At 66.3% G+C, this 22,909-nt stretch carries 23 protein-coding genes and 1 tRNA gene; 15 read left to right on the top strand and 9 right to left on the bottom strand.

What is annotated here, in order from left to right; all coding sequences use genetic code 11:
* Positions 1 to 57: 57 nt before the first annotated feature.
* From G6N66_RS06140 to G6N66_RS06155, 4 genes are all read left to right on the top strand, one after another.
* Positions 58 to 1,020: a coiled-coil domain-containing protein gene (locus G6N66_RS06140; protein WP_085232320.1), complete on the top strand. Its 963-nt coding sequence runs from the start codon at positions 58 to 60 to the stop codon at positions 1,018 to 1,020.
* A 147-nt stretch (positions 1,021 to 1,167) separates the two neighbouring features.
* Positions 1,168 to 2,085 (top strand): HpcH/HpaI aldolase/citrate lyase family protein, encoded by a 918-nt coding sequence (locus G6N66_RS06145; protein WP_085232443.1) that lies wholly within the window; start codon positions 1,168 to 1,170, stop codon positions 2,083 to 2,085.
* 9 nt (positions 2,086 to 2,094) lie between these two features.
* On the top strand, positions 2,095 to 2,433 hold the full coding sequence (locus tag G6N66_RS06150; protein WP_085232319.1) for a DoxX family protein: 339 nt from the start codon (positions 2,095 to 2,097) through the stop codon (positions 2,431 to 2,433).
* Positions 2,430 to 3,131, top strand: coding sequence for a DsbA family oxidoreductase (locus tag G6N66_RS06155; protein ID WP_085232318.1), 702 nt, complete (start codon positions 2,430 to 2,432; stop codon positions 3,129 to 3,131). The genes G6N66_RS06150 and G6N66_RS06155 overlap by 4 nt, the downstream gene beginning before the upstream one ends.
* Here the strand turns inward: G6N66_RS06155 and G6N66_RS06160 are convergent.
* On the bottom strand, positions 3,128 to 4,402 hold the full coding sequence (locus G6N66_RS06160) for an HNH endonuclease (RefSeq protein ID WP_085232317.1): 1,275 nt from the start codon (positions 4,400 to 4,402) through the stop codon (positions 3,128 to 3,130). The two genes, G6N66_RS06155 and G6N66_RS06160, sit on opposite strands and share 4 nt — an antisense overlap.
* Positions 4,403 to 4,545: 143 nt before the next feature.
* Here G6N66_RS06160 and G6N66_RS06165 point away from each other — a divergent pair, with 143 nt between their 5' ends.
* Complete coding sequence (locus tag G6N66_RS06165) at positions 4,546 to 5,778, top strand: integrase catalytic domain-containing protein (protein WP_085232316.1); 1,233 nt, start codon at positions 4,546 to 4,548, stop codon at positions 5,776 to 5,778.
* Positions 5,779 to 5,812: 34 nt separating this feature from the next.
* Positions 5,813 to 6,166, top strand: coding sequence for a DUF488 domain-containing protein (locus tag G6N66_RS06170; protein WP_085232315.1), 354 nt, complete (start codon positions 5,813 to 5,815; stop codon positions 6,164 to 6,166).
* Between the two features lie 19 nt (positions 6,167 to 6,185).
* Here the strand turns inward: G6N66_RS06170 and G6N66_RS06175 are convergent, their stop codons facing one another.
* The 3 genes from G6N66_RS06175 to crcB (G6N66_RS06185) are packed head-to-tail and all read right to left on the bottom strand — an operon-like array spanning position 6,186 to position 8,037.
* A complete protein-coding gene (locus G6N66_RS06175; protein WP_085232314.1) occupies positions 6,186 to 7,280 on the bottom strand; it encodes a DUF190 domain-containing protein in 1,095 nt (364 codons plus the stop codon).
* Positions 7,277 to 7,642, bottom strand: a complete 366-nt coding sequence (crcB, locus tag G6N66_RS06180; RefSeq protein WP_085232313.1) for a fluoride efflux transporter CrcB — start codon at positions 7,640 to 7,642, stop codon at positions 7,277 to 7,279. The genes G6N66_RS06175 and crcB (G6N66_RS06180) overlap by 4 nt, the downstream gene beginning before the upstream one ends.
* The gene (gene crcB, locus G6N66_RS06185; protein WP_085232312.1) at positions 7,639 to 8,037 is read right to left on the bottom strand and encodes a fluoride efflux transporter CrcB; all 399 of its coding nucleotides are present in this window, start codon (positions 8,035 to 8,037) and stop codon (positions 7,639 to 7,641) included. The genes crcB (G6N66_RS06180) and crcB (G6N66_RS06185) overlap by 4 nt, the downstream gene beginning before the upstream one ends.
* 78 nt (positions 8,038 to 8,115) lie before the next feature.
* On the opposite strand from crcB (G6N66_RS06185), the gene pgm reads away from it, so the two are divergent.
* From pgm to G6N66_RS06200, 3 genes are all read left to right on the top strand, one after another.
* Positions 8,116 to 9,747 carry a phosphoglucomutase (alpha-D-glucose-1,6-bisphosphate-dependent) gene (gene pgm, locus G6N66_RS06190; RefSeq protein ID WP_085232311.1) on the top strand — a complete coding sequence of 544 codons (1,632 nt, stop codon included), beginning with the start codon at positions 8,116 to 8,118 and terminating at the stop codon, positions 9,745 to 9,747.
* A gap of 92 nt (positions 9,748 to 9,839) precedes the next feature.
* On the top strand, positions 9,840 to 11,006 hold the full coding sequence (locus G6N66_RS06195; RefSeq protein WP_085232310.1) for an MFS transporter: 1,167 nt from the start codon (positions 9,840 to 9,842) through the stop codon (positions 11,004 to 11,006).
* A 56-nt stretch (positions 11,007 to 11,062) separates the two neighbouring features.
* Positions 11,063 to 11,138 (top strand) — tRNA-Ala (locus tag G6N66_RS06200).
* Between the two features lie 87 nt (positions 11,139 to 11,225).
* On the opposite strand, the gene G6N66_RS06205 is transcribed toward G6N66_RS06200, so the two are convergent.
* Entirely contained in the window at positions 11,226 to 12,407 is a 1,182-nt protein-coding gene (locus tag G6N66_RS06205) for a tyrosine-type recombinase/integrase (protein WP_062906211.1), read from the bottom strand.
* 104 nt (positions 12,408 to 12,511) lie between these two features.
* A complete protein-coding gene (locus G6N66_RS29980) occupies positions 12,512 to 12,697 on the bottom strand; it encodes a helix-turn-helix domain-containing protein (protein ID WP_071509272.1) in 186 nt (61 codons plus the stop codon).
* Positions 12,698 to 13,437: 740 nt separating this feature from the next.
* On the opposite strand from G6N66_RS29980, the gene G6N66_RS06215 reads away from it, so the two are divergent.
* The 3 genes from G6N66_RS06215 (at position 13,438) to G6N66_RS06225 (ending at position 16,304) form a co-directional block, all read left to right on the top strand.
* Complete coding sequence (locus tag G6N66_RS06215) at positions 13,438 to 13,767, top strand: hypothetical protein (RefSeq protein ID WP_139825137.1); 330 nt, start codon at positions 13,438 to 13,440, stop codon at positions 13,765 to 13,767.
* A gap of 2,055 nt (positions 13,768 to 15,822) precedes the next feature.
* Positions 15,823 to 16,068 (top strand): hypothetical protein, encoded by a 246-nt coding sequence (locus G6N66_RS06220; protein WP_139825136.1) that lies wholly within the window; start codon positions 15,823 to 15,825, stop codon positions 16,066 to 16,068.
* Positions 16,062 to 16,304: a hypothetical protein gene (locus G6N66_RS06225; protein WP_062906347.1), complete on the top strand. Its 243-nt coding sequence runs from the start codon at positions 16,062 to 16,064 to the stop codon at positions 16,302 to 16,304. Before G6N66_RS06220 ends, G6N66_RS06225 begins: the two co-directional genes overlap by 7 nt.
* Here the strand turns inward: G6N66_RS06225 and G6N66_RS06230 are convergent.
* Both G6N66_RS06230 and G6N66_RS06235 read right to left on the bottom strand, forming a co-directional pair.
* Entirely contained in the window at positions 16,279 to 17,361 is a 1,083-nt protein-coding gene (locus tag G6N66_RS06230) for an NAD(P)H-dependent amine dehydrogenase family protein (RefSeq protein ID WP_071509273.1), read from the bottom strand. The genes G6N66_RS06225 and G6N66_RS06230 overlap by 26 nt on opposite strands.
* Before the next feature lie 23 nt (positions 17,362 to 17,384).
* Complete coding sequence (locus tag G6N66_RS06235; RefSeq protein WP_062906345.1) at positions 17,385 to 18,227, bottom strand: coniferyl-alcohol dehydrogenase; 843 nt, start codon at positions 18,225 to 18,227, stop codon at positions 17,385 to 17,387.
* Between the two features lie 170 nt (positions 18,228 to 18,397).
* On the opposite strand from G6N66_RS06235, the gene G6N66_RS06240 reads away from it, so the two are divergent.
* The 3 genes from G6N66_RS06240 to G6N66_RS06250 all read left to right on the top strand — a co-directional run bounded on the left by G6N66_RS06240 (position 18,398) and on the right by G6N66_RS06250 (position 21,631).
* Positions 18,398 to 19,927 carry an aldehyde dehydrogenase family protein gene (locus G6N66_RS06240; protein ID WP_062906344.1) on the top strand — a complete coding sequence of 510 codons (1,530 nt, stop codon included), beginning with the start codon at positions 18,398 to 18,400 and terminating at the stop codon, positions 19,925 to 19,927.
* A 236-nt stretch (positions 19,928 to 20,163) separates the two neighbouring features.
* Entirely contained in the window at positions 20,164 to 20,958 is a 795-nt protein-coding gene (locus tag G6N66_RS06245) for an alpha/beta fold hydrolase (protein ID WP_062906343.1), read from the top strand.
* Positions 20,942 to 21,631, top strand: coding sequence for a TetR/AcrR family transcriptional regulator (locus tag G6N66_RS06250; RefSeq protein WP_062906342.1), 690 nt, complete (start codon positions 20,942 to 20,944; stop codon positions 21,629 to 21,631). The genes G6N66_RS06245 and G6N66_RS06250 overlap by 17 nt, the downstream gene beginning before the upstream one ends.
* 17 nt (positions 21,632 to 21,648) lie before the next feature.
* Here the strand turns inward: G6N66_RS06250 and G6N66_RS06255 are convergent, their stop codons facing one another.
* Positions 21,649 to 22,860, bottom strand: a complete 1,212-nt coding sequence (locus G6N66_RS06255) for a CaiB/BaiF CoA transferase family protein (protein WP_081235395.1) — start codon at positions 22,858 to 22,860, stop codon at positions 21,649 to 21,651.
* Between the last annotated feature and the right edge of the window lie 49 nt (positions 22,861 to 22,909).

Here is a 22,909-nt window from a genome sequence, read left to right on the forward strand (position 1 = left end):
CGACCCAGTGGCGTTCTGCGCTGACCCAAGCCCATCGACACAGGGAGACGAACCTGAATGACTTCCCCCGAAAGAACGACACTTCTCGCGCAATTGCGCACGATCCTGCAGCTCACAGGGACCGAGATCCAGGTCGCTGAAACGCGCATCGCCCAGGCGCGCACCGAGGCGGTGCGTCGTGAGCTGACACAGAACGCGGCGAACGCCCGCGACCGCGCTGAGGCTATCGAGACCGCGATCCGGCAGCTGGGCGGCTATCCCGATGTGATCGGTCCCTTCCTTGGTCGCGCCGCCGCGGCCGTCAAGGCCCTGACGGAACAGGCCCAACCGTTCGACGAGGCGCTGCTGGGAGACCTCGCGCTCGAGGGCCAGCTTCTCGACCGGGCCCGCTACATCAAGGCGCTGGCCGTTGCCGCGAAGCAGCGCGAAATCGAGGATCTGGCGAGCCGCTTGATCACGGCGCACTCGGCGACGGTGGAGTGGCTCACCACGGTGCTGGCCGAAGACGCGCTCGGTGGGCCGGCCGCGCTGCGTCGCACCCCGCTGCAGGCGGCCGCCGGCACCGCTGTGAAGATGTTCAACCTTCCGGTTGCCTGGTCCGCGCGCGGAGTGGACCGCGCCGCCGAAGCGCTGCGCTCTACCGGGCCGACCTTCAAGGACCTGGTGAATCGGGGCGGTCATGCCACCGACGTGGCAGCGAAGGCGCTGACCGCCTCGCGGGACGCCGCCCTGGGAGCCGCCGAGAGGGTTACCCGCAGGGAAGGGGCCGACGATGTCGCCGCGACGCTGCATTCGGCTCGCGCCCGCGCGGGCGTCCTGCAGGCCGACGAACTGCCGATCCCCGACTACGACGACCTCAACGTCAGTGACGCGGTTGCTGCGGTGAAGGAACTCAGCGATCCAGGTGACGTTCGGGCAATCATTGCCTACGAAGAGGCGAACAAGAATCGCCAGCGGGTGGTATCGGCTGCGCAGACCCGTGTCGCGGCGATCGCGCAAGAAGTGATCGGCGTCAACTAGCCCACATCTGGCCCTCATCGCCGCCGCTGGTCTTCGGGTCGGCGGCGGCGATGGGATGCGCTGCGTGGACCGTCGTTTTGAGATATCGCTACGGTTAGGGACGATGATCTCGATAGCGACGGAATGAAGATGACTGCAGATCAATCCATGCATGCGCAGGTCGACAGCCACGCGGCGGATCCCGCCGACGTCGGTTTCCGCATCGATCCCGTGCTGGCCCGCAGTTGGTTGTTGGTCAACGGCGCGCACGCCGACCGGTTCGAGTCCGCCGCGCGGTCTCGCGCCGACATCGTCGTCCTCGACATCGAGGATGCGGTCGCCCCGAAAGACAAGGACGGGGCGCGCGACAACGTCGTGCGCTGGCTCGGCAGCGACAAGGCGGACTGGGTGCGCATCAACGGCTTCGGCACACCCTGGTGGGCGGACGACATCGCGGCACTGGCCGACAGCTCGGTCGGCGGGGTGATGTTGGCGATGGTCGAATCGGTGGATCATGTCACCGAGACGGCGCGACGCTTGCCCAATGTGCCGATCGTGGCCCTGGTCGAGACGGCTCGGGGTCTGGAGCGCATCACCGAGATCGCCGCGACCAAAGGCACTTTCCGGCTCGCGTTCGGCATCGGCGATTTCCGCCGCGACACCGGCTTCGGTGAGGACCCGACCACGCTGGCCTACGCACGTTCGCGCTTCACCATCGCCGCGAAGGCGGCCAACCTGCCCAGCGCGATCGACGGGCCGACCATCGGATCCAATGCGTTGAAACTCATCGAGGCCACCGCCGTCTCCGTCGAGTTCGGGATGACGGGCAAGATCTGCCTCACACCGGACCAGTGTGCGGTGGTGAATGAGGGCCTTTCGCCGTCGCAGGACGAAATCGCTTGGGCAAAAGAGTTTTTCGGCGAGTTCGAACGCGACGGGGGAGAGATCCGCAACGGTTCGGACCTGCCGCGCATCGCCCGGGCCACCAAAATCCTCGACCTGGCCCGCGCCTACGGCATCGAAGTCTCCGAGTTCGACGACGAAAAGGTGCATAGCCCCGCCCCGACGGACACCTACCACTACTGAGGAGACGACATGGCCACGTCAACCTATGACGCGTTGGGCGCTTACCTGGCGGCGAGCGCGATCGGCGATGCCATCCCGCTGCCCTTCGTGACGCAGGTGCTGGACACGATCAATTTTCCGCCCCGATACCGGTGGATATTCGCACCGATCAAGGCCGCCGCCGCGATCGGGTTGTTCTCTGCCCGTTGGTTTCCCGGCCTGGCCCGGCTGACGACCGCTATGCTCACGGTTTATTTCGTGCTGGCCGTGGGCTTTCACGCCAGAGCCCGCGATCTGAGTGTCGCCACCGTCGGGGCGGCGGCCAACGCGGCGATCTTCGCCGCACTGACGGCGAGAAGGAACCGATGAACACCGTCGTGGATTTTCACTTCGACCCGATGTGCCCGTTCGCCTATCAGACGTCGCTGTGGATTCGTGACGTCCGCGAGCAATTGGGGATAACGATCAACTGGCGATTCTTCAGCCTGGAGGAGATCAACCGGGTCGAGGGCAAAAAGCACCCGTGGGAACGCGATTGGTCTTACGGCTGGTCGTTGATGCGGATCGGCGCGATGCTGGGGCGCACCGACATGGCGTTGCTGGACCAGTGGTACGCCGCGATCGGACACGAACTGCACGCGGCGGGCGGCAAACCGCACGACCCAGCGGTGGCGCGGCGGCTGCTGAGCACGATCGCCGACGAGGCGGTCTTCGACGCGGCGTTGGCCGACCCGACCACCCACGATGACGTCCGCGCCGACCATCAGCGCGTCGTCGACGCCGGCGGATATGGCGTGCCGACGCTGTTTATGTTGGGGCAGTGCCTGTTCGGGCCGGTCCTGGTGGACCCGCCAACGGGGCCGGCCGCCCTGACGCTGTGGAACGTCGTAAAGGGCATGGCCGAACTGCCGCACGTCTACGAACTTCAGCGGCCGAAGACCCCGGCCGACGCCGAACTCATCGGCCGTAGCCTGCGTCCATACCTCGACGGGCGTGATTGGGTCAGCATCAATCGCGGTGAAGTCCTCGATGTCGAGCGCCTCACCGGCGGCCGCGCATCCAGTTAGGCGGCGTGCCGAGCGATCGCGATGCCGACTCGGACCTCGACATCACTGATCGTGATCGCCGGCGCGCGCGGCGGGGCCCCGGACCGATACCGATGACCCGTAGGAGTCGTGAATTCGACTGTGTGCGTGTGATTCTCGTCCACGCTGGTGCTCACCCGCCAGCCGGGGGTCTCCTTGGCGTAATTGCAGGCCTCGCATGACCCCGCCCCGTTGGTCGCGGTGGTGGAACCGCCGTGGGCCCAGGGTTGCGCATGGTCGCGGTGCCGGATCGGCGCGTCGCAGTAGGGCGTGCGACAGCGTTGATCGCGCAATTCGATGAAGGCGGACAGGCCGCGGGGAAACAGCCGCGAGCGCGACTCCATCGCCACCAACGCCCCGGACCGGGGATGCGCATAGAGCCTGCGCAGCGTTGCCCGGGACCGCTGGTCGTCGACGGCGGCCGCCACCATCGCGCGGGCGACGGCTGCCGGGATGGGGCCGTAGCCGCACACGTCGGCCGGCGTGCTGTCACCGCCCAACAATGTTTCGTCCGTCAGCACCAGATTGACCGCGATGGGACTGGGAACCTCTGCGGCCCGGCCGGTGACACGTTCGACCAGCGTGTCCGCCATCACCTGTCCGCGGGACCGCCCGTCGCCGCGGATGTCGGCCTCGCGACGCAGCGCCGCGTACACCGACACGCCCTGCGCCACCGGCAACAGGGCGGTCAAATACGTCATGGTGTCGGGCGCCGGCCGGATGGTGACCGTTCGTTCGGTCTCGGCCTTTGCCGCCCGGTCGACGACGGCGTGCGGGTCCAGCCGGTAGGCGATCGCCTTGGCGGCGGCGGCTATTCGCGCATCACCCATCCCGTCGAGACCCGCCGGGTCGCCGCACAACTCGGCATCCAGCGTGCGCCGGTCATCGACGTCCAAACAGGCGCTCTCACGCACGATCAGGGTGGCGCGCCACTCGGACAGCGCTCCGGATTCCAGCGCCTGCAGGGTGTGCGGCATCTCATGCACCAGCGCCTTGGCGAACCCGAGATGCCGCCCTCCGCGGGCCGGCGAGTCTCGCCTGGCCAACGCGATCTCGTGCGCCACACCGCGTCCGCGCCGGGCGGCCGGCACACCGGCATCCGCCTCGGCGGAGCGACGCGCGGCGTCCAGCGCGGCGGCCGCCCGAGCCTGTCCCGCGGCCGCCGCCGATTTCACCCGCTCCAGCTCAGCGATCTTGTCGATCAACGCCGACTGGCCCGCGGCCGGGTCGATCACCATCAAGGATTCGAACATACTTTCGATTATAATCGACACCGCCGACCGCGTTGACTCATCAGAAATGCGCGTGAATGGGGGCTTCGTTGCCTCATGGAAAATGCGCGCGTGGACGGCGCGCCTGCCTGATCGGTCAGCTATGACTTCGGTAGGCCCAGGTGATGGGGTTGACATTGGCCGAGCGCAGGGCAGTGACGCAAGCAGCGGCGATCCGCTACCAGCAGGGCAGTAAGCGCGAGAAGAGTCGGATTCTCGACGAGTTGTGCGCCAACACCGGCTGGCACCGTAACCATGCCCGCAAGGCGCTCAAAGCCGCGCTGTCGCCCACGATCGTCACCGTGCGCAGTTCCCGGCCGCTGACCTACGGGCCCGAGGTCATCGCGGCGCTGACGGTCTGCTGGACGGTGCTGGGAATGCCCGCCGGCAAACGGCTCGCGCCCATGCTCGCAGAGCGGGTGGCCGTGCTGCGCCACTTCCGGGAGCTGACCATCAGCGATCAGACCGCGGCACTGCTGGTGTCGATGTCGGCGGCTACCATCGATCGCCGCCTGGCCGATGAACGAGCCAAACGCAAGATCAAGGGACGGGTGGGCACCAAGCCGGGGTCGCTGCTCAAAAGCCAGATCCCGGTGCGTACCTGGGCCGAATGGGATGACGCTGTGCCCGGCTTCGTTGAGATCGACACGGTCTTCCACGACGGCGGCCATCGCGGTGGGCGCCATGCCTTCACGCTGACGGTCACCGACATCGCCACCGGCTGGACCGAGAACCGCTCAATTCCTGACCGGGCCGCCAAGAGCGTGTTGGCCGCCCTCAATCACATCGCCGCCACGATGCCGTTCCCGATCCTGGGCGTGGACTCCGACAACGGATCGGAATTCATCAACGATGACCTGCTGGCATGGTGTCAAAACCGCCGCATCACCTTCACCCGAGCACGGCCAGCCAACAAGAACGACGGCTGCCACGTCGAGCAGAAGAACTGGGCAGTGGTACGCACAGTGGTCGGCTACTACCGTTACGACACCGCGTCAGAACTGTTGCTACTCAACGAAATCTGGCGACTGCAGTCGAACCTGACCAACTACTTCTCCCCCCAGCAGAAACTGATATCCAAAGTCCGCACAGGGGCCAAAGTGTCCAGGAAACATGACAAGGCCACCACCGCATTTCACCGCACGATCGACCACCCGGGCATAACCGTGGACCGCATCGTGGCGCTCAAGCGGAGCTACTCACTGATCAATCCCGCCGCCACCCAACGCCAGATCGCGGCGTTGAGCACTGAGCTCTTCACTCTGATCACCAGCAAAGCCGCAGACGGTGCCCCCGCCCCAGTCAACAAGCGCGCACGCTCACGTGAGGCAACGAATCACCCTTCGCGCGCATCTTGACATGAGGCAACTAGCGACAACTGATTGTTGAAGCATGGCCAAGCATCAGATCCGGACCGCTCGGATCTACGAAGACGTCGACCCCGACGACGGTCAGCGCGTGCTGGTCGATCGCATCTGGCCGCGCGGCATCCGCAAGGACGATCCCCGTGTCGGCGTCTGGTGCAAGGACGTCGCGCCGTCAAAGGAACTGCGTGAGTGGTACCACCACCGGCCGGAGCGCTTCGACGAATTCGCTAAGCGCTACCAGGCCGAGCTGTCCGGCAGCCCGGCGCTCGACGAACTGCGCCGGCTGGTCAAGGGCGGCGTCGTCACCCTGGTCACCGCGACCCGCGAGGTGGACGGCAGTCATGCTGCCGTCTTGGCCAAGCTGTTGAAGGGCCGTTAATGCGACAAAATGGGTTGCCTCAGTAATCGTGTTCTGCCAGCGTGATATCGCCGAGCCGCTCCGACTCGTCGAGTGACAGGGCGGCCGGCACCATCTCGCTGGTGACCAACCCATGGCGGGTGGTCAGCCCGTCGATGACGTCGAAGCTGCGCGCGATCGCCTCCGGTGTGTCGACGACGATCGTGGTCACCGGCACCCGCCGTGCGACCTGAAATAGCCTGTCCCCGTGCGGTTTATGGTCCCCGTAAAAGCCCCAGACGCCGCGCAGCACGGTCGCCCCGCGGGCGGTCTGGGAATGCAGCAGTCGCTGCACGATGGCGCGGTGGATCGGCAGCTCGTCATGGAAGGTGCCTTCGGCCGTGTACACCATCAGCTTCTGCCACAAGGTACGCCCATTCGCGTCGGTCGCGGGCAGCTCCTGCGGGCGCGCGAATCGCCGGCCATCGCGTTTGCACAGCCGGACTCGTTCCACGGTCAGCAGCGGATTGGGCACCAGGGTGGCGAGTTCTGTTGCGGCGGTTGACACTTGCGTCGTCGTCCCGATGCCGATGATCATCAGCGGCACGTTGGCGTTGCGACCGAAAAAGCGGGCGCGGCGGCGCTCGCCGTGAGCCGTGCCGTCGACACCCAAAAGCACTATGGCGCCGGCAAATCCGTGCCGATGAAGCAAATCGCACACCGCATACTGGGCCGGCTTGCCGCCGACGCGCTCCTGACGGCCCACATAGACGGTGAGCTTCGCCGCGTCGTCGTTGTGGCTGTCGAAGTTGCGCAGCGCGTCGGTGCCCAGTTGCGGGGTGACCAGCCGGGCGCGTTCCAGGGTCAGCAATCCGCGGTCGGTCATCGCGGCCACGTCACCCACCAGCTCACGGATCTTCGGCTCGACGTCGACCGCGGCGATCGCCACCGCCGGATCCTCGGACAGGCTCAGCGATATGTCGCTGCGCAGCTCGTGGCGCGGCCCGAAACTGGCTATGCCGCGCAGCATTACGCTGGTCGCGACGTCGCGGGCACCGAACAGGTCGAACATCGAATCGGCCAGGAACCGACCTCCGCCGGCAACGCGTTGGCGTTCGGCGAAGTAGGCGGTCAACTTCAGGCACGGCTGGTTCATATTCGCCCCGCGATCCATTGTCCGAGTAACGCCGCGGCAAGGCCAAGCACCACGCTGACAACGAGATTCGTTGCCGCCGCCCACTTTCGGCGCTCCTCGCCGAGCCGCTGGGTTTCCAGCATCCAGGTCGAGAAGGTGGTGTAGGCGCCGACGAACGCGGTCCCGGTCAGCAGCGCGGCGTCCTTACTCAACGCCAGCCCGCCCAAGAATCCCAACAGCGCGGCGCCGGTGATGTTCACCGTCAACGTGCCCAACGGAAACGGCCGGCCCGCGCGGCGCGTCACTTCCCGATCCACCAGGAAGCGCGTCACCGACCCGATACCGCCGATGAGCAGCACGCCCGCCCACACCAGCAGCGTCATCCGCGCACTCTCACCCGACGTACCAGCACCGTGGCCAGGTGCACCACCAGCAGGCCCGCCGCGATGCTGGCAGCGGTGTAGCTGACGGCCAGCGCCCAATGGCCGTGTTCGACCATCCGGACCGTCTCGACCTGCATCGTCGAGAACGTGGTCAAGCCGCCGCAGAATCCCGTGCCGAGCAGCGGGCGTCGGTAACTCGACAACGGCAGCCGCTCCAGGAGTCGGGTGGTGAAGTAACCCACCAGGAATGCGCCGATGATGTTGACGATGAATGTCGGCCACGGCCAGCGCCCAGGATCGGCGGCCATGACGGTGGCCAGCCCCGCCCGGGCCGCGGCGCCCAGCGCGCCACCGGCGAAGATCGCGGCCAACTCGCGGTAATCGTGGTTTGCCACTGTGCAAATCCTTTCCGGCCGGTGAACGCTTCGCAGCATAGAGCGACATCGGAGTGGAGCAGGGGCAGAATCGGTGACATGGCCCATCCGCGCGCCGGTCAGCCGGCCCTGCCCGAAGACCTCGTCGATCTGCCCCACCTGATCACGGCCTACTACTCGCTGGAACCCGATCCCGACGACGTTACCCAGCAGGTGGCGTTCGGGACCTCGGGCCACCGCGGCTCGGCGCTGAACGCGGCGTTCAACGAGGCCCACATCCTCGCGATCACCCAGGCCATCGTCGAGTACCGCCGCGCGCACGGCACCACCGGGCCGTTGTTCATTGGCCGTGACACACATGGACTTTCGGAACCGGCATGGGTGTCGGCGCTCGAGGTGCTGGGGGCCAACGACGTTGTCGCCATGATCGATTCGGCCGACCGTTACACGCCAACGCCCGCGGTCAGCCACGCCATCCTCACCTTCAACCGGGGTCGCACCGAGGCCCTGGCCGACGGGATCGTCGTCACCCCGTCGCACAACCCGCCCTGCGATGGCGGCTTCAAGTACAACCCGCCCAACGGTGGTCCCGCGGACACCGACGCGACGAACGCAATAGCCAAGCGCGCCAACGAGATTCTGCGCGGCCGGGGTGTCGAGGTGAAGCGCGTCCCGTTGGCGCGGGCGCTGCGGACCGCCCGGCGTCACGACTACATGGACGCCTACGTCGCCGACCTGCCCAACGTCGTCGACGTGGACGTGATCCGCAAGGAAGGAGTCCGGATCGGCGCGGACCCGTTGGGCGGGGCCAGCGTGGACTACTGGGCCGCGATCGCCGAACGGCACAAGCTGGACTTGACCGTCGTCAATCCGCTCGTCGACGCGACGTGGCGGTTCATGACGCTCGACCACGACGGCAAGATCCGGATGGACTGCAGCTCGCCGGACGCGATGGCTGGGCTCATTGCGAACCGGGACCGCTACCAGATCGCCACCGGCAACGACGCCGACTCCGACCGCCACGGCATCGTCACGCCCGACGCGGGGTTGATGAACCCGAACCACTACCTGGCGGTCGCCATCGACTACCTCTATACCCATCGGCCGGCCTGGCCGGACGGCATCGCGGTCGGCAAGACCGCCGTCAGCTCGTCGATCATCGACCGGGTGGTCGCCGGCATCGGCCGCAAGCTGGTCGAGGTGCCGGTCGGCTTCAAGTGGTTCGTCGACGGGTTGATCGGCGGCACCATCGGTTTCGGCGGCGAGGAGTCGGCCGGGGCGTCGTTCCTGCGCCGCGACGGATCGGCGTGGACCACCGACAAGGACGGGATCATCCTGGCGTTGTTGGCCTCGGAGATCCTGGCCGTCACCGGCAAGACGCCCTCGCAGCGGTACGCCGAGCTTGCCGACGAATACGGCACGCCGTGCTATTCGCGGGTGGACGCGCCCGCCGATCGCGACCAAAAGGCCAGGCTGTCCAAGCTGTCGGCCGAGGAGGTGACCGCCACCGAGCTGGCCGGTGAGCCCATCACCGCCAAGCTGACCGCCGCGCCGGGCAACGGTGCGGCGTTGGGCGGATTGAAGGTCACGACGGCCAACGCATGGTTTGCCGCGCGGCCGTCGGGCACCGAGGATATCTACAAGATCTACGCGGAGTCTTTCAACGGACCCGAGCATTTGACGGAGGTGCAGGAAGCCGCGCGCGAGGTGGTTAATAAAGTCATCGGGTGACAATTTCCCTCCGTCTTGCCCGCCCGGGGGGGCGCGGGTCCGGTTCGCGACCGCTTCCGCGCGAAGTTTGGATCCTCAGCTGGGCGAACATCATGATCGCGCTTGGCTACGGTGTCGTCGCGCCGGCGATGCCGCACCTTGCGCGCAGATTCGGGGTCAGCATCGAGGCGGTGACGTTCCTCGTCACCGTCTTTTCGCTGAGCCGACTGTGCTTCGCCCCGGCCAGCGGCGCGCTGGTGCAGCGGTGGGGTGAGCGGCGCATCTACATCAACGGTTTGCTGGTCGTGGCGGCGTCCACCATGGCGTGCGCGTTCTCCCAGACCTACTGGCAGCTGCTCCTTCTTCGTGTTGTCAGCGGCATCGGGTCGACGCTGTTTTATGTCTCGGCGCTCGGCCTGATGATCCACATCAGCCCGGTCGGCGCGCGCGGTCGAGTCGCGGGCATCTTCACCACGTCGTTCATGGTGGGTGTGGTCTGCGGGCCGGCGATCGGCGGCCTGGGGGCGAGTTGGGGGTTGGCCGCACCGTTCATCATCTACGGCGCCGCACTGCTCGGCGTGGCGGTGGTGCTGGTCGTGAGCCTGCGGCACTCCGAGCTGACCGCGCCCCTGCCCCCAACGCGTACGACGGTGACGATGCGAGAGGCGTTGCGGGAGCGCGCGTATCGGTCGGCGCTGCTGTCCAATTTCGCGACGGGCTGGTCGGCATTCGGGCTTCGCGTCGCGCTGGTCCCGCTGTTCGTCACCGACGTCATGGGCCGCGGCGTCGGGATCACCGGCCTGGTGCTGGCGATGTTCGCCGCCGGCAACGCCGTCGCCGTCATCCCCAGTGGCTACCTGTCCGACCGGATGGGGCGTCGCAGCCTGTTGATGGTCGGCCTGGCGACATCCGGTGCGACGACCATCTGGCTTGGCGCGCTGTCGACGTTGCCGGTGTTTCTGGTGGTGGCGTTTCTGGTTGGTGCGACCGGCGGCATCTACATGTCGCCGATGCAGGCCGCGGTCGCCGACATCCTGGGTAGCGAGGCGCGCGCGGGCATGCCGGTGGCCATGGTGCAAATGGTGGGCGATCTCGGTGCGATCGTCGGATCGATGACGCTCGGTTGGCTCGCCGAGCAGCTGGGCTACGGCTGGGGCTTCGCGATCAGCGGGGTGGTGCTGCTGGTCGCGGCGGTCGGCTGGGTGATGGCGCCGGAAACGCGGCCGGAGCTCGATCGGCTGCCCGATCCGCTGCCCGAGCCGGACGCTGAGGCGGCCTGAGCAGCAACTTTGAACGAAAGTTGACTGTGGTGTAGCTTCGATGAGCACAACTTCTCGGGGCTATGGCGCAGCTGGTAGCGCACCACACTGGCAGTGTGGGGGTCAGGGGTTCGAGTCCCCTTAGCTCCACCAGGAGAAACCCGCTTTGAACTGGTGTCAGAGCGGGTTTTGTCGTTTGCGGATGTTGACGAGGCGAACGCCATTTGTCCTAACTTTGTCCTACCACGCTGCCGAGAACACCGCCGACGCAGCGGTCAGGCGGTCGTCGGTGACCCGCCCGTAGACCGCCTGTGTCATGCGTTCGGTGTGGCCATGCCAGGCAGCGACCACATCGGCGGCGATACCCGCCGCGCGCATCCGGGAGATATTCGAGTGCCGCAGCTTGCCGAGCGTGATTGCCTTGAGCCCTGCCGCCTTGCGCTGAGCGGTGAACTCGCGGGAGTATTCGCGAACCGGCAACCAAGTGCCGTCGACCCGCGAAAGCAACAGGTCATCGTCGGCGAAAGGTCGGCCCACCGCCAGGCGCTCACGCAGGTGGGCAGTGCGCATCGCCTTCAGCATCGCCAGTTCGCGGGGCGGCAACGGCAGATCGCGGGCGCTGCGTTCAGTCTTGGTCGCCACGATGGTGTCGCGGCCGTTCACATCAACACGGGCCTGACGGATACGCAACGTGCCGGCCTCCAGGGCGACGTCTGACCAGCGCAGCCCGCCGACCTCCTCGCGGCGAAGGCCGAGCAGGGTGAGCCCGAAGCACCCGCCGAGGCGATGAGCCGCGACGTGATCGAGGAACGTGCTCATCTGCTCGGGGGTCCAGATGTCATCGGCTGCGGTGGCGGTGATGGCCTTCTGTTCGGGTGATTCGAGATCGGCCGAGGGGTCATAGGTCAGCCAGCGCATCTTGCGCGCGTGCGCCAGGACCGACTTGAGTCGGACGATCGCGCGGCGCTTGGTGGCCGGCGCTAGCGTCGCGCCACCCTTGCCGGTCAGTTTGGCCGACCAGTTCGCCAGCGCGGCGGGCGTGAGCTTCTGCACCGGCAACGCACCGAACGCTCTGCGTGCGTAGGCCAGCGACTCGCGGTCAGCGCGAACGGTATTCGGGCCGAGGGACGGGTCGGCCTCGCGCAGCGTCATCCAATGGTCGGCGACCTCATCGAACGTGCGCGCGGACTTCGGCGCCCATGTGGCGGTGCTCCACTGCTGACGTTGCTCGGTCACCCAGTCCTGCGCGGCCTTCTTGGTGGCGAACACCTTGGTTGGCCGGACCTGTCGGCCGGTCACCGGATCGGTGCCAAGAGTGGGCCGGGCGCGCCACCCTTTCCCGTTGGGCAGCTTCTTGATTGAGCTGTCGGTACGCTCGCCGCGCTTCCTGGGGTGCTCGGCCAGTGGGGTGTCGGTGCTCATCGGCCGGTCTCCTCGGTGGTCGTGCTCCAGTCGCGGCGAAGGTAGCCGCGTCGCTTGGCCTCGGCCATCCATCTATTTGGAACCCCGCTGGTACACAGAGCCTTTCATGAGGCTAGTTCACGAAGGCCGGCGGTTACCACGTAGACGCGGCCGCCGAGCCGGCGGACTGGCAGGTCGCCGGAGGCCGCCAGTCGGTAGGCTGCCGCCCGGCTTATCCCGAGCAGCTGCGCGGCCCGTGGTACTGCGAGCAGAAGGGGCAGATCGTTGAACGCGTTGTCTTCCATTTTCATCACCACCCTCCGAGGGATCGTGTTGGGATGGGGCGCTGTCGGATCTATGAGATTGTCGAGCCCGGTCGGCTTCGCGCTTCGGAGGGCCGTTGATCGCCTCGGTCTCACGGAGGGTCCCAACACCACTGTAATTCTCTGCGGTGACGCTTCGTGCAATACTTTTGCGTTCCGCCTTATGAGTTCGCTCGGCGCTGGCTCTGCGCGCTTCAATGCGCTCGCGCAAACCGGTGGAACCCCCCGGCGCACTCGAACACTCCGCCCTTCCCAACCTCTCTGCTATCCACAGTTTCAATTCTTTCCGTAACATCTCAAATGCACTGTTCCCGTTTCACTTACACTCACGCGCATCACTGTGTCCCTTATGTATCGCCACCCCAAGATTCTGCATGGCACATTTGCACAGGTGTGTGCAAGTCTTGCGTTGATGACGTCTTTGACAGTCAGCAGTTGTGCGCGGGCGGTCGGGTTGACCGGGTCGACTGGGTCATGCCGACTAATGCAGGTGCTCATTGATTCACTGTACGAAGGCTGAAGAGCTAAGGCGACGGTCAGAGGAAAGTTTTTCGCCTGCGTGTCGAGGCGTGCAGCACAGACTTTAAATCGCTGCCCACCAGTATTTCCCGCTGTTTCCCGGTCTGGCGGCACCTCGTGAGAGATCCGGAACGCGAGGCTCGATTGCGTCTCGAAATGCTAAGCCTTGACTGCGGCATAACTGTGGCGACAGTCGTTACATTCGGAAGGTGGCGAGGGAAGCAGAACAGCTGGATCCGCGCCGGCGGCCGTACCCAGTTTCGCCTCTGCCGAACGTTGTCGAGACTGCGCGCAAGCGGGCCGTGCTCCTCACCGACGTGGTATCTCACCTCGCCAGGTACCGGATCGCGCTGAAGGCGTTGGCAGACTTCGAACGTCGTCATGAAAGCGTTGAGCGGGCTGCCGATTTGGAAGACATCTATCTCTCGCTTTATAACCCCACAAATCAATTCAGTATCGATGCCGATGATGCTCATGCGGGGTGGGTCAACCTGCGTGGGCTAAGCGAATCGGAGCAGTGCAGGTTGCCTGAAGTCTGATCTCGACAGAAACGCCCGAAAGCCCTGCAATCCTGCGAGCATGATGTTCGAGAGGCTTGTTTCGGCGGCCATTATGGCCACGGAGCCAGGCCAGCCACCACGCTAACGACAAGCGTTCAATTCCAAATTGGAAGGAGTTGAACCTCTTCCGGGGTGTCGCATCGGTGCTTTCGTCCGCAGCGGATGGGCGGCCGCATTGGCGATCTCTTCTGCGCTGCGGCATCGGCTGTGCTAGCCCCGTAGTAGTGGATCCTGAGCATCACTGCGACGCCGCGTGCGCGGCGAAGCGTGGCTCGTTGTTGGGGCTGACTGCTCGGGTCGCCGAGGGCTGGTTTCTTGAGTCGGTCATCCAGTGCGTGTCAGCACTCGCTCGCGGTGCGGTAGGCCTGGCGTTCCGGTCAGTCGGCCGGTGTTCGCTCGAGGTCTGCGCCGTGTGCGCCAATGGGCGCTGCTGCCCGCGGCGAATGTGGTTTTCTTGCCGCCTGCTTGGCTTGCTTTGCTGTGTTGCGAGGTCAAGCCGCGGCATCTCCCACGATGCGGATCGCCGACCGAAACACGCGCCGAGCAAGGTACTCGTTAGCAGTGCCGCAGCTTGCATGCGGATCCTGTCGAATCCGTCCCTGAGGCGTTGGGCCCGACGCGGGTTTTAGTACCTTGTGGCGTTCGGAAGTATTACCTGCGCGAGCTCCCTGGCCGCTCGCAACACTCGTTTATCGAGCTCCTTTCTGCGGGCTCTGGCAGTGATCTGAGCGAGCACCCAGGCGCAGTGGTCGGGGTCGTTGAGTACGTGTATTTCGATGTCTTCAGTCGTCGGTGGGCGAGGCACAATCACCGGCCGAACAACCGCCGGGGAGAGCCGGGGAACCTCGACGACGCGGATCGCGGTTCCGGTGCGTGCAGCGGCAGTGCGCTCGGCGTGTGCCGCCCGCCGGCAGGCAGTTGAGCACCAGATTCTGCGCCGACCTCGGCGCGGACTGTCGCCGGGTAGTGACGTAGGTACCGGCAGACCACAGCGCGGGCACGCAGGCCCCGCGCCCTCAGCATCCATACCGCCCATATTAAATCGTCCTGACGAAATGTTGCCATCCCGAGACCTGTGTGCAAGAGGTGTGATGTTCGGGGAGGGTGTGAAATTAGGGTTCCCTAAGTCGCGCTGGCTTTGGATGCGTGGTCGATGCTAGAGGCGCCTGCACGCCGAGGAGTGGCGGCGTATTGAGGCCAACATGGTTCGCGGATCACAGGCAAATGCTTTCGCGGTCTGGAGGTCGGCCCTGGGTGCCTATGGGTACGGTCGATTTTGGTTCTACCCGGGTGGCGTGCGGATCATGATGCAGCCCAACCGCTATGCGTTGGCCGCAGCCGCGGATGGTGCTCCGCTGGAGCAGTCGGTGATAGCGCTGCACGGCTGCAAATAACACGGCATGCGTTCGGGTGAGATTGGTGGGAGCGGATGGGTCCGCATTCTGTTGTGCCCGGCTGGCAGCGCGCGACGGCATGGAGACGATGGCTCGAGCGGGCCGCGGGCGCGGTCGCGTGGCGGTACGCCGTGGCTATAACCATGTGAAGGCGCGCGGGCCCGTGCGGTGGCGCTGCGCGAAGCGCGCGCGCCACGGTTGTTGGGGTCGACGATTGTCATGACCTGGCGTGTGCTGGCGGAGCACCACATGGTGGTGTGCGGTGCGGGGTAGTCGGCGCGGCTGGGGCGGGCATCAGGCGCGGGGCCGTGGCGGCGCGCTCACGGGCGCTGTCGACGTGCCGGGGCGCTGGTGGGGAATTGGGATGATTTCAGGGGCGACCATGGCGGTCCGCGGCGACGGGATCGCTGGCTTGGCGAGGAGTGTCGCCCGGGTAGCGGGCCGTGGCGGTCTGGCGGCCGGGCGCCGGGGTAGCGGAAGAAAAGGGGGCCCGGCCGCCCCGTTGATTGGCGAACTGGCCGGCCCCGATTGCCGGCGTGGCCGGTTACAGCGTTTGCAGCACCGGGAATGCTTGGCCGTCTCTTTCCCGATGATTCTGATGCCCGGTGTGACGGCCAGGATTTGGGGACCCTCCGTGGCCATGCTGGCCGACGCGATTGGCGTGACGCTCGACGGCATCGACGAGGCGCATCGCCTCATCCACGCCAAAGAGGACGTCGAGATCGCTTCGGGGCGCATCGCCAAGGGGACCGTGTCAGGCATGTCGTTCAAAATCAGGGGAATGGTCGACGGCGAGGCACGCGTCGTGATCGAGCACATCACCAAATTACGTCGTGAGGACTTTCCTTTCCCGAGCACGGCTTTGACGATTGTTACCGGGTGGTGATCGACGGTGAGCCCAACATCAGGGTCGACATGTCGCTCACCTCGGACTTCGGCGACAGCACCCACGCCGGCTACGTCGTCGCTGTCACGCAGGTCACCACCGCCATTCCCGCGGTCTGCGCGGCGCCTGCCGGGGTACTGACCTACCTGGATCTTCCGCCGCACGGTGCGCGGCCTGCTCTGACGGCTGCCGACATGCGCACCGCCCGATTCAGGCGAACGACCCTGCGGCGCTGATTGTGGGCAGATCCAGAAACGAGCAGACGCCCGACGGAGCGGCACACACGATGGGGATCGAGTTCACGACGCGCGCCGCCGTGGCCACGCAACCCGCCGTGGTCGGGTCGTCCTCGTCGAAGATGACTTCCGCGGTGAACGATGGCGTGCCCTCGACCATCACCCGGAAGCCGCCGGAACCGATCGACGGCCACTGTGGCGCCACGTCCCGATGGATCCGGGTGATGTGTTCGACGGCGATCCTGGTCTCCGCGCCGACGATGCCGAGTAGCTCGAAGCGGTATCCGGCGACGGTGCCCTTCCCGATCGGTCCCATGGGGACCTCGAAGTCCTCGTCGGCGGCGGCGAGGTCGACCACGGCCGTCAGGTCGTCGAGTGTCACGCCGAGGGCGTCGGCGAGCAGGAGCACCGGGCCGCCCATGCCAGCGGCGAGGATGTGTTCGGCGAACGCGTCGCCATAGCTCGGGTCACAGGGCGCCCCCCAGATCCCGCCGTGCGAGACGTGGTAGTTGGGCTGGTCATACGTCGCGTAGCTGAGGCACTCCTGGGCGCGGATCGACCTGATGCCGCGGGAGATGCTGCTCAAGCTGAGCGCCAGCGCATCGCACATGAAGCCCGGTTCGATGCCGGTGCCGAAGAACGTGGTCCCCCCGGATTCGGCCGCCAGGCGCAGGCGTTCGTAGACGTCGTCGCCGAACGCCCGCGGGTTGGTCAGCCCGGAGATGCCGGTAGCCACGACGTTCTTGCCGCTGGCCAGGAGTCGGCACATCGTGTCGACGCTTTCCCACCCGTCGGTGCCGGCCTCCTTGGGAGACCCGGAGGGCTCCGCAGCCATGTACACGACGCAGTCGGCGTCCAGGGCGACGAGATCATCGATGTCATGGGTGGCGCGCGGGCCACCGGTCACCAACCGGGCCAGCTCGCCGGCGGTGCGCCCCACATTCTGCTCCCGTTTCACCCATACCCCGACGACGTCAAAAGCCGTGTCCTGGAGCAGGAAGCGCAGCGTGTGCGCCCCGGTGTTGCCGGTACCCCATTGGATCACTCGATAGGGCAAGGCGGGAGCGCCTTGTCGACTGGTCACGATCCGCTGGCGCTGCTGTCCGAGGTGTCGAACAACTTGGTCAGGTCGAGCTGGCCGGACTGCACGGCGCCGAAGAATCCGCCGTCGGTGACAAGTGCCTCGCCGTTGATGTAGCTCGAGCGGGGGCTGTTGAGGAAGATCAGCGGCCACGCCTGTTCCTCGGCGGTTGAGCGCCGCCGGATCGGGCCGACGAAGGCGTCGATGATGTTCTGTCCCGCGAACTCCACGAAGTGGGGCAGCATGGCGGTGTCCGTCGGTCCGGGGTTGATGCAGTTGAGCCGGACGCCATCGGTGATCAGCGTGGCCGCCCGCGACGCGACCCAGGCGTTGATCGCCTTCTTCGAAAACGGGTACGCGCCGACCGCCCCGATGTCGTCATGGGCCTCACACCATCGCTTGCCCTCGTCGAATCCGTCGGTGGACACCAGTTCCATCAGCTGCTCGAGCTCCAGCTGCCAGCCCATGGCGGCGTTGGATGCGACCACCGCGATCGCTCCGCCGGCGGGAATCTTGGGCAGGATCAGGTTCACCAGGTGCCGGGCGCCCACGAAGTTGACCAGCATCACGTCCAGACCGGAAAACGGCGGCCCCGGTAGGCCCGCGCAGCCGAAATAGGCGTGGACCGGCCCGTCGATGGACTCGGCGGCCCGCTCGATGGATGCGCGGTCGCGCAGGTCCGCTTCGAGCACCCGGTCGACCGGAACCGCGGTGGGGCGGACGTCGAGCGGGGTGACCCGAGCCCCCAGCTTGGTCAGGATCGTCGCCGTCGCTGCGCCCATTCCGGACGCGGCACCGGTGACCACCACGTGGCGCCCCGCATATCCCAGTACGTCTTCCATGCTTCCTCCGACCATGATGTAGCGATGATGCTGTCTGCTATCTGAAGATATAACAGGTGCTGTAAGCGAAACATAACGTCCTCGCTATAGGAATAGGCTGCTAGCGTCATCTGACATCTGGACCCACGCGGTGCAGCGGGGTCGAATCTGGGAATTGGAGGTAGTGCGCGGTGAGTGACCGGTGGGATTACGACGCGGTGTTCATCGACGGCGCCTGGACGGCGGACGACACGGTGGGGGTCATCGAAGTCATCGACCCGGCCACCGAGGAGGTCATCGGCACGGTTCCCGACGCGGGCCTCAAGGCCACTCACGCCGCGATCGCGGCCGCCCGACGGGCCTTCGACGACGGGCCGTGGCCGCGGACCTCGCCGCGGGAACGCGCCGTCGTGCTACGCCGATTCGCCGGAATCCTTGATGAGCGCCACGATTTCCTCAAGAAGCTGGTGATGGCCGAGTCGGGGTCGGTCGGCTTTCTCGCCGACATCATCCAGGTGCGTGGCGCGATCGACATCGCGCAGTGGATCGCCGAGGCCATGGAACTCGCGGTGCGCTGGACCGAAGTGTCGCCGCCGGCCGGGGGTCCGACCGGCATGGCCGGGCACGCCGTGGTCCGGGAACCGGTCGGCGTGGTGGCCGCCATTACCCCGTTCAACTTCCCGTTCTTCCTCAACATTGTGAAGGTCGTGCCGGCGTTGGCGGCCGGCTGCACCGTGGTGCTCAAGCCGCACCAGTGGACGCCGCTGGACGCCTTCGAAATCGCCAAAGCCGCTGAGGATGCCGGCCTTCCGCCCGGCGTGCTCAACGTGATCGCCGGGGGCCCTGAAGTCGGCGAGGAGATGACCACTCATCCCATGGTCGACATGGTGACTTTCACCGGTTCCACCGCGACCGGACGAACGATCATGGCGGCCGCGGCGCCCACGGTCAAACGCCTGCAGCTCGAGCTCGGCGGCAAAAGCGCATCGATCGTCCTCGACGATGTCCCCGAAGACCACGTCGCCAACATGGGAATCATCAGCTCGATGATCCACGCCGGCCAGGGCTGCGCCATACAGACGAGGCTGTTGCTGCCCGAGCACCTGCTCGACGCGTACGTCGACGGCGCCAAGAAGTCGGCATTGTCGCTCAAGGTGGGCGATCCCCGGGAGCCCGACACCCTCATCGGCCCGTTGATCCGGGAGCAGCAGCGAGCCCGAGTGGAGGCGTACGTGCGGTCCGGTCTCGATGAGGGGGCGGAGCTGGTATTCGGGGGCAAGCGTCCCGGGCACCTGACCAAGGGGTTCTTCTACGAGCCGACGCTGTTCATCAACGCCCGCAATGACATGCGGATTGCTCAGGAGGAAATCTTTGGTCCGGTCCTCACCGTGATCACCTACAAGACCGAAGAGGAAGCGATTCGCATCGCCAATGACTCGATCTACGGACTTGGGGGCGGCGTCCTCGCCGGCAATACCGCGCGTGGCTTCAACGTCGCCCGTCAGATCCGGGCCGGAAATGTTTCGGTGCAGACGGCGGGCTCGCCAACCGTCAACGCCGAGGCGCTGGGCAGCTCCGGTCCTGGCTGGTCGGCCGAACAGCCCAGCGGGGTGGGCATCACGGGTGTCTTCGGCGGATTCAAGCAGAGCGGCATCGGCAGGGAGTGGGGGCACCACGGGATCGAGGAGTTCACCGAGCTCAAATCCATTGCCTGGAGCTGAGTGGCAATGACCGTCACACATCCGATCGGCACGCTGGCCTGCCTTTAGCATGTTAACCTCGTACCACGGCACCTAAGCGTTTCGTCCTCCGAGAACGTGATGCCCGTAACGCAAGAACTCGGTACCCGGCAGCCGACGGCGTGAGGGAGACGAATGAGCGCTCAATTGCATTCATCTGTCTCCGAACGGACCTATCGTCTGCCAGTGAACGAGAACAACCTTGTTGAGGGGAGCGCATGACTGAGGACCTGGGCATGCCCGGTGCCTTCACCTATCAACATGACGGGTTGACGTTGGCCTATGCAGTGGTCGGCGACGGGCCTCAGCCGATGTTGTTCGTCCACGGCGCGACCGCGACCGGCGAATTCGAGTGGGCCGACCTGGCCGCCGCCATGGGGCCGGACTATCGCTGCATCCTGCCCGATCTACGCGGCCATGGTCGGTCGGAATTCCGGCCGACGGCCATGACGGGGGCCGCGGTCCGCTCGGACCTGCGCTATCTCATCGACTACCTGGACCTGGGGCCCCCGCACATCGTGGGGTTCTCCTACGGCGCGGAGATCGCCCTGACCCTGGAGCTGGAGAACCCGGGAACGGCGCAGTCGTTGATCCTCATTTCTCCCGGGACGGGACGCCCCGACGACTACCGCGCGCCGCGGCTCGAGCATCTACACCGCACGTGGCCCTTCGCGCTGCGACGCCTGCACGAGGCCGCCCATGGGCTCGAGCACTGGCGCGACCTTGTCACGGCGCTGCATGACGACAGCGTGTCTTGGCCCGAATTGAGCGATGACACGTTGGCCGGCGTCGCGTGCCCGATTCTGTTGATGGCAGGCGAGCGGGACGAAGCGACGCGTCGGCAGCAGGGTCGGCGGTTCGCGCAAGTCAATCCGCGAGCCCGCTTCGTCGAGATCGCGGGCGCGGCGCATTCGGCCCACCAGAAGTGCCCAGATACGGTCAGGGGAGTTATCGGTGAATTCCTGGCCGAAGTCGACCTTGAGAGAGCGGAGCGTCATGGCGCGGTCAACTGAGCTGAAGGCGAAAAAAAATCATGAGCCGGCGGAGGCGCCCGTACCGAGTTGGCAGAGGGACAGTGTCGATCGGTCGCTGCGCAACGCCCGCGCGCGCGCCCAGGCCCGCAGCGACCGCTTCGTCTCAGCTGCAATAGAACTCCTCGGGGAGCGAGACGAAAGCGACTTCACCATCCAGGATGTCGTCGACAAGTCCAACATGTCCCAGCGGACCTTCTACACCTTCTTCGACGGCAAGGACAGCCTGCTGTTGGCGGTGTACGAGACGATCCTGCGGACCACAGCGATGCCGATGATGCGCGAGCGGTGCGAAGGCATCACCGATCCGGTGCTGCGGCTGCGGACCCTCATGGAGGCCCTCTCCGAAATCACCGCGATGCCGGCCCGACTGGCGCGCGGGCTCAGCGTCTTGCACCTGCGGCTGGCCGAGTCCCGGCCCAATGACCTGGCCTACGCCCTGGAACCGCTGCACTCCTTCATCGTTGAGCTGCTCGGAGACGTCGCCGACGCCGGCCTGCTCCGGGACGATGTCCCGCTCGCCAGCCAGGCCGCGCTACTTCAGGAACTGCTGCTGGCGACCGCGCACTCCGCGGTCTTGTCCGGCGGGCGGTCGACCAGCGTGGACCACCTCTGGGCGTTTTGCTCGGCGGCGATCCTGCGCACGACGTCCTGACGCGCGAGGGCGCTCCCTCAGGTCACCGCGCCACTGATCTTGAGGTCGATCAGCTCGTCGTCGGACTTGCCGAGAGCCCGCAGAATGTCGTCGGTGTGCTCGGCGAATTGTGGTGCCCGCGTGAGCTGTACCGGCTTCTCGTCGAACTGGACCGGGTTGGCGACCAGTTCGCGCGCAGTGCCCTCGCTGTCGAGCACTTCGGAGATCAGGCCGTTGGCCCGTAAATCCGGGTCATGGCCCACTTCCCACGCATCCTGCGCGATGGCCCACTGGCCTTCCATGCCGGCGAACCGGGAAACCCATTCGGCGAGGGGCCGCGTGGCGAGCACACCCTGCACGACCTCGGCCGCTACCGCCGCGTTGCCCATCAGCGCCTCGGCGGTGGCGAAGCGCTCGTCGGTGATGAGGTCCTCGCGGTCGATGTGCCGGCAGAACTCGGGCCAGTACCGGCCGGGTTGGAGCATGGCCAGGACGAGCCAACGGTCGTCGGCGGTCCGGTAATTGCCGACCAGTGGGTTCGTCGGCGCCGAGTTGCCGGGGGCGCGGGGCGCCGGCGGGCCGCCCTCTAACAATGCGAAACCCACCGGGAGCGCGTTGGCCCAGGCGCCGACCCCTAGCAGGGATACGTCGACGACAGAAGTCTCACCGGTGCGCTGCCGGGCGAACAGAGCGGCGGCGATACCCCCGGCGATGGTCATGCCACCCAGCGAATCACCGTAGGCGCCGGCCGGCATCTTGCACAGGCCGTCGTAGTCCACCGGGGTGGTGCCCACCGCGCTGCCGGCTCGAGCCCAGAAGGCGGTGCTGTCATACCCGCCTTTTTCGCTGTCGGGCCCGTTGGCGCCGAAAGCCGATCCGCGCACGTAGATGATGTCGGGGTTGACGCAGCGGACGTCGTCGAGCTCGATGCCCAGCCGCCGGCGCGCCGCGGGCAGGAAGTTGGTCAGGAACACGTCGCTGGTGCGGATCAGTTCGTGTAGGACCTCCATCGCCCCGGGCTGCTCGAGCGCCAGGCCGAGGCTGCGCTTGCCCCGATTGGGGTGTTCCATCAACGGTGCGAAGGATCCGCTGCCGACCGGCATGCCCATCAGGGCGCTCAGGCCACGCTGGGCGTCGCCCTTTTCGGCGTGTTCGACCTTGATGACGTCGGCGCCCCAGTCGGCCAAGACCGCACCCGCGGACGGGACGAAGGTGAACTGTGCCACCTCCAGTACCCGGACGCCGTCCATCGGTCGGATCACTATTCCTCCTCTGCAATTTCAATGTTGGCCTGGGAGA

The organism is Mycobacterium conspicuum, from assembly GCF_010730195.1.
Classification (GTDB): Bacteria; Actinomycetota; Actinomycetes; order Mycobacteriales; family Mycobacteriaceae; genus Mycobacterium; species Mycobacterium conspicuum.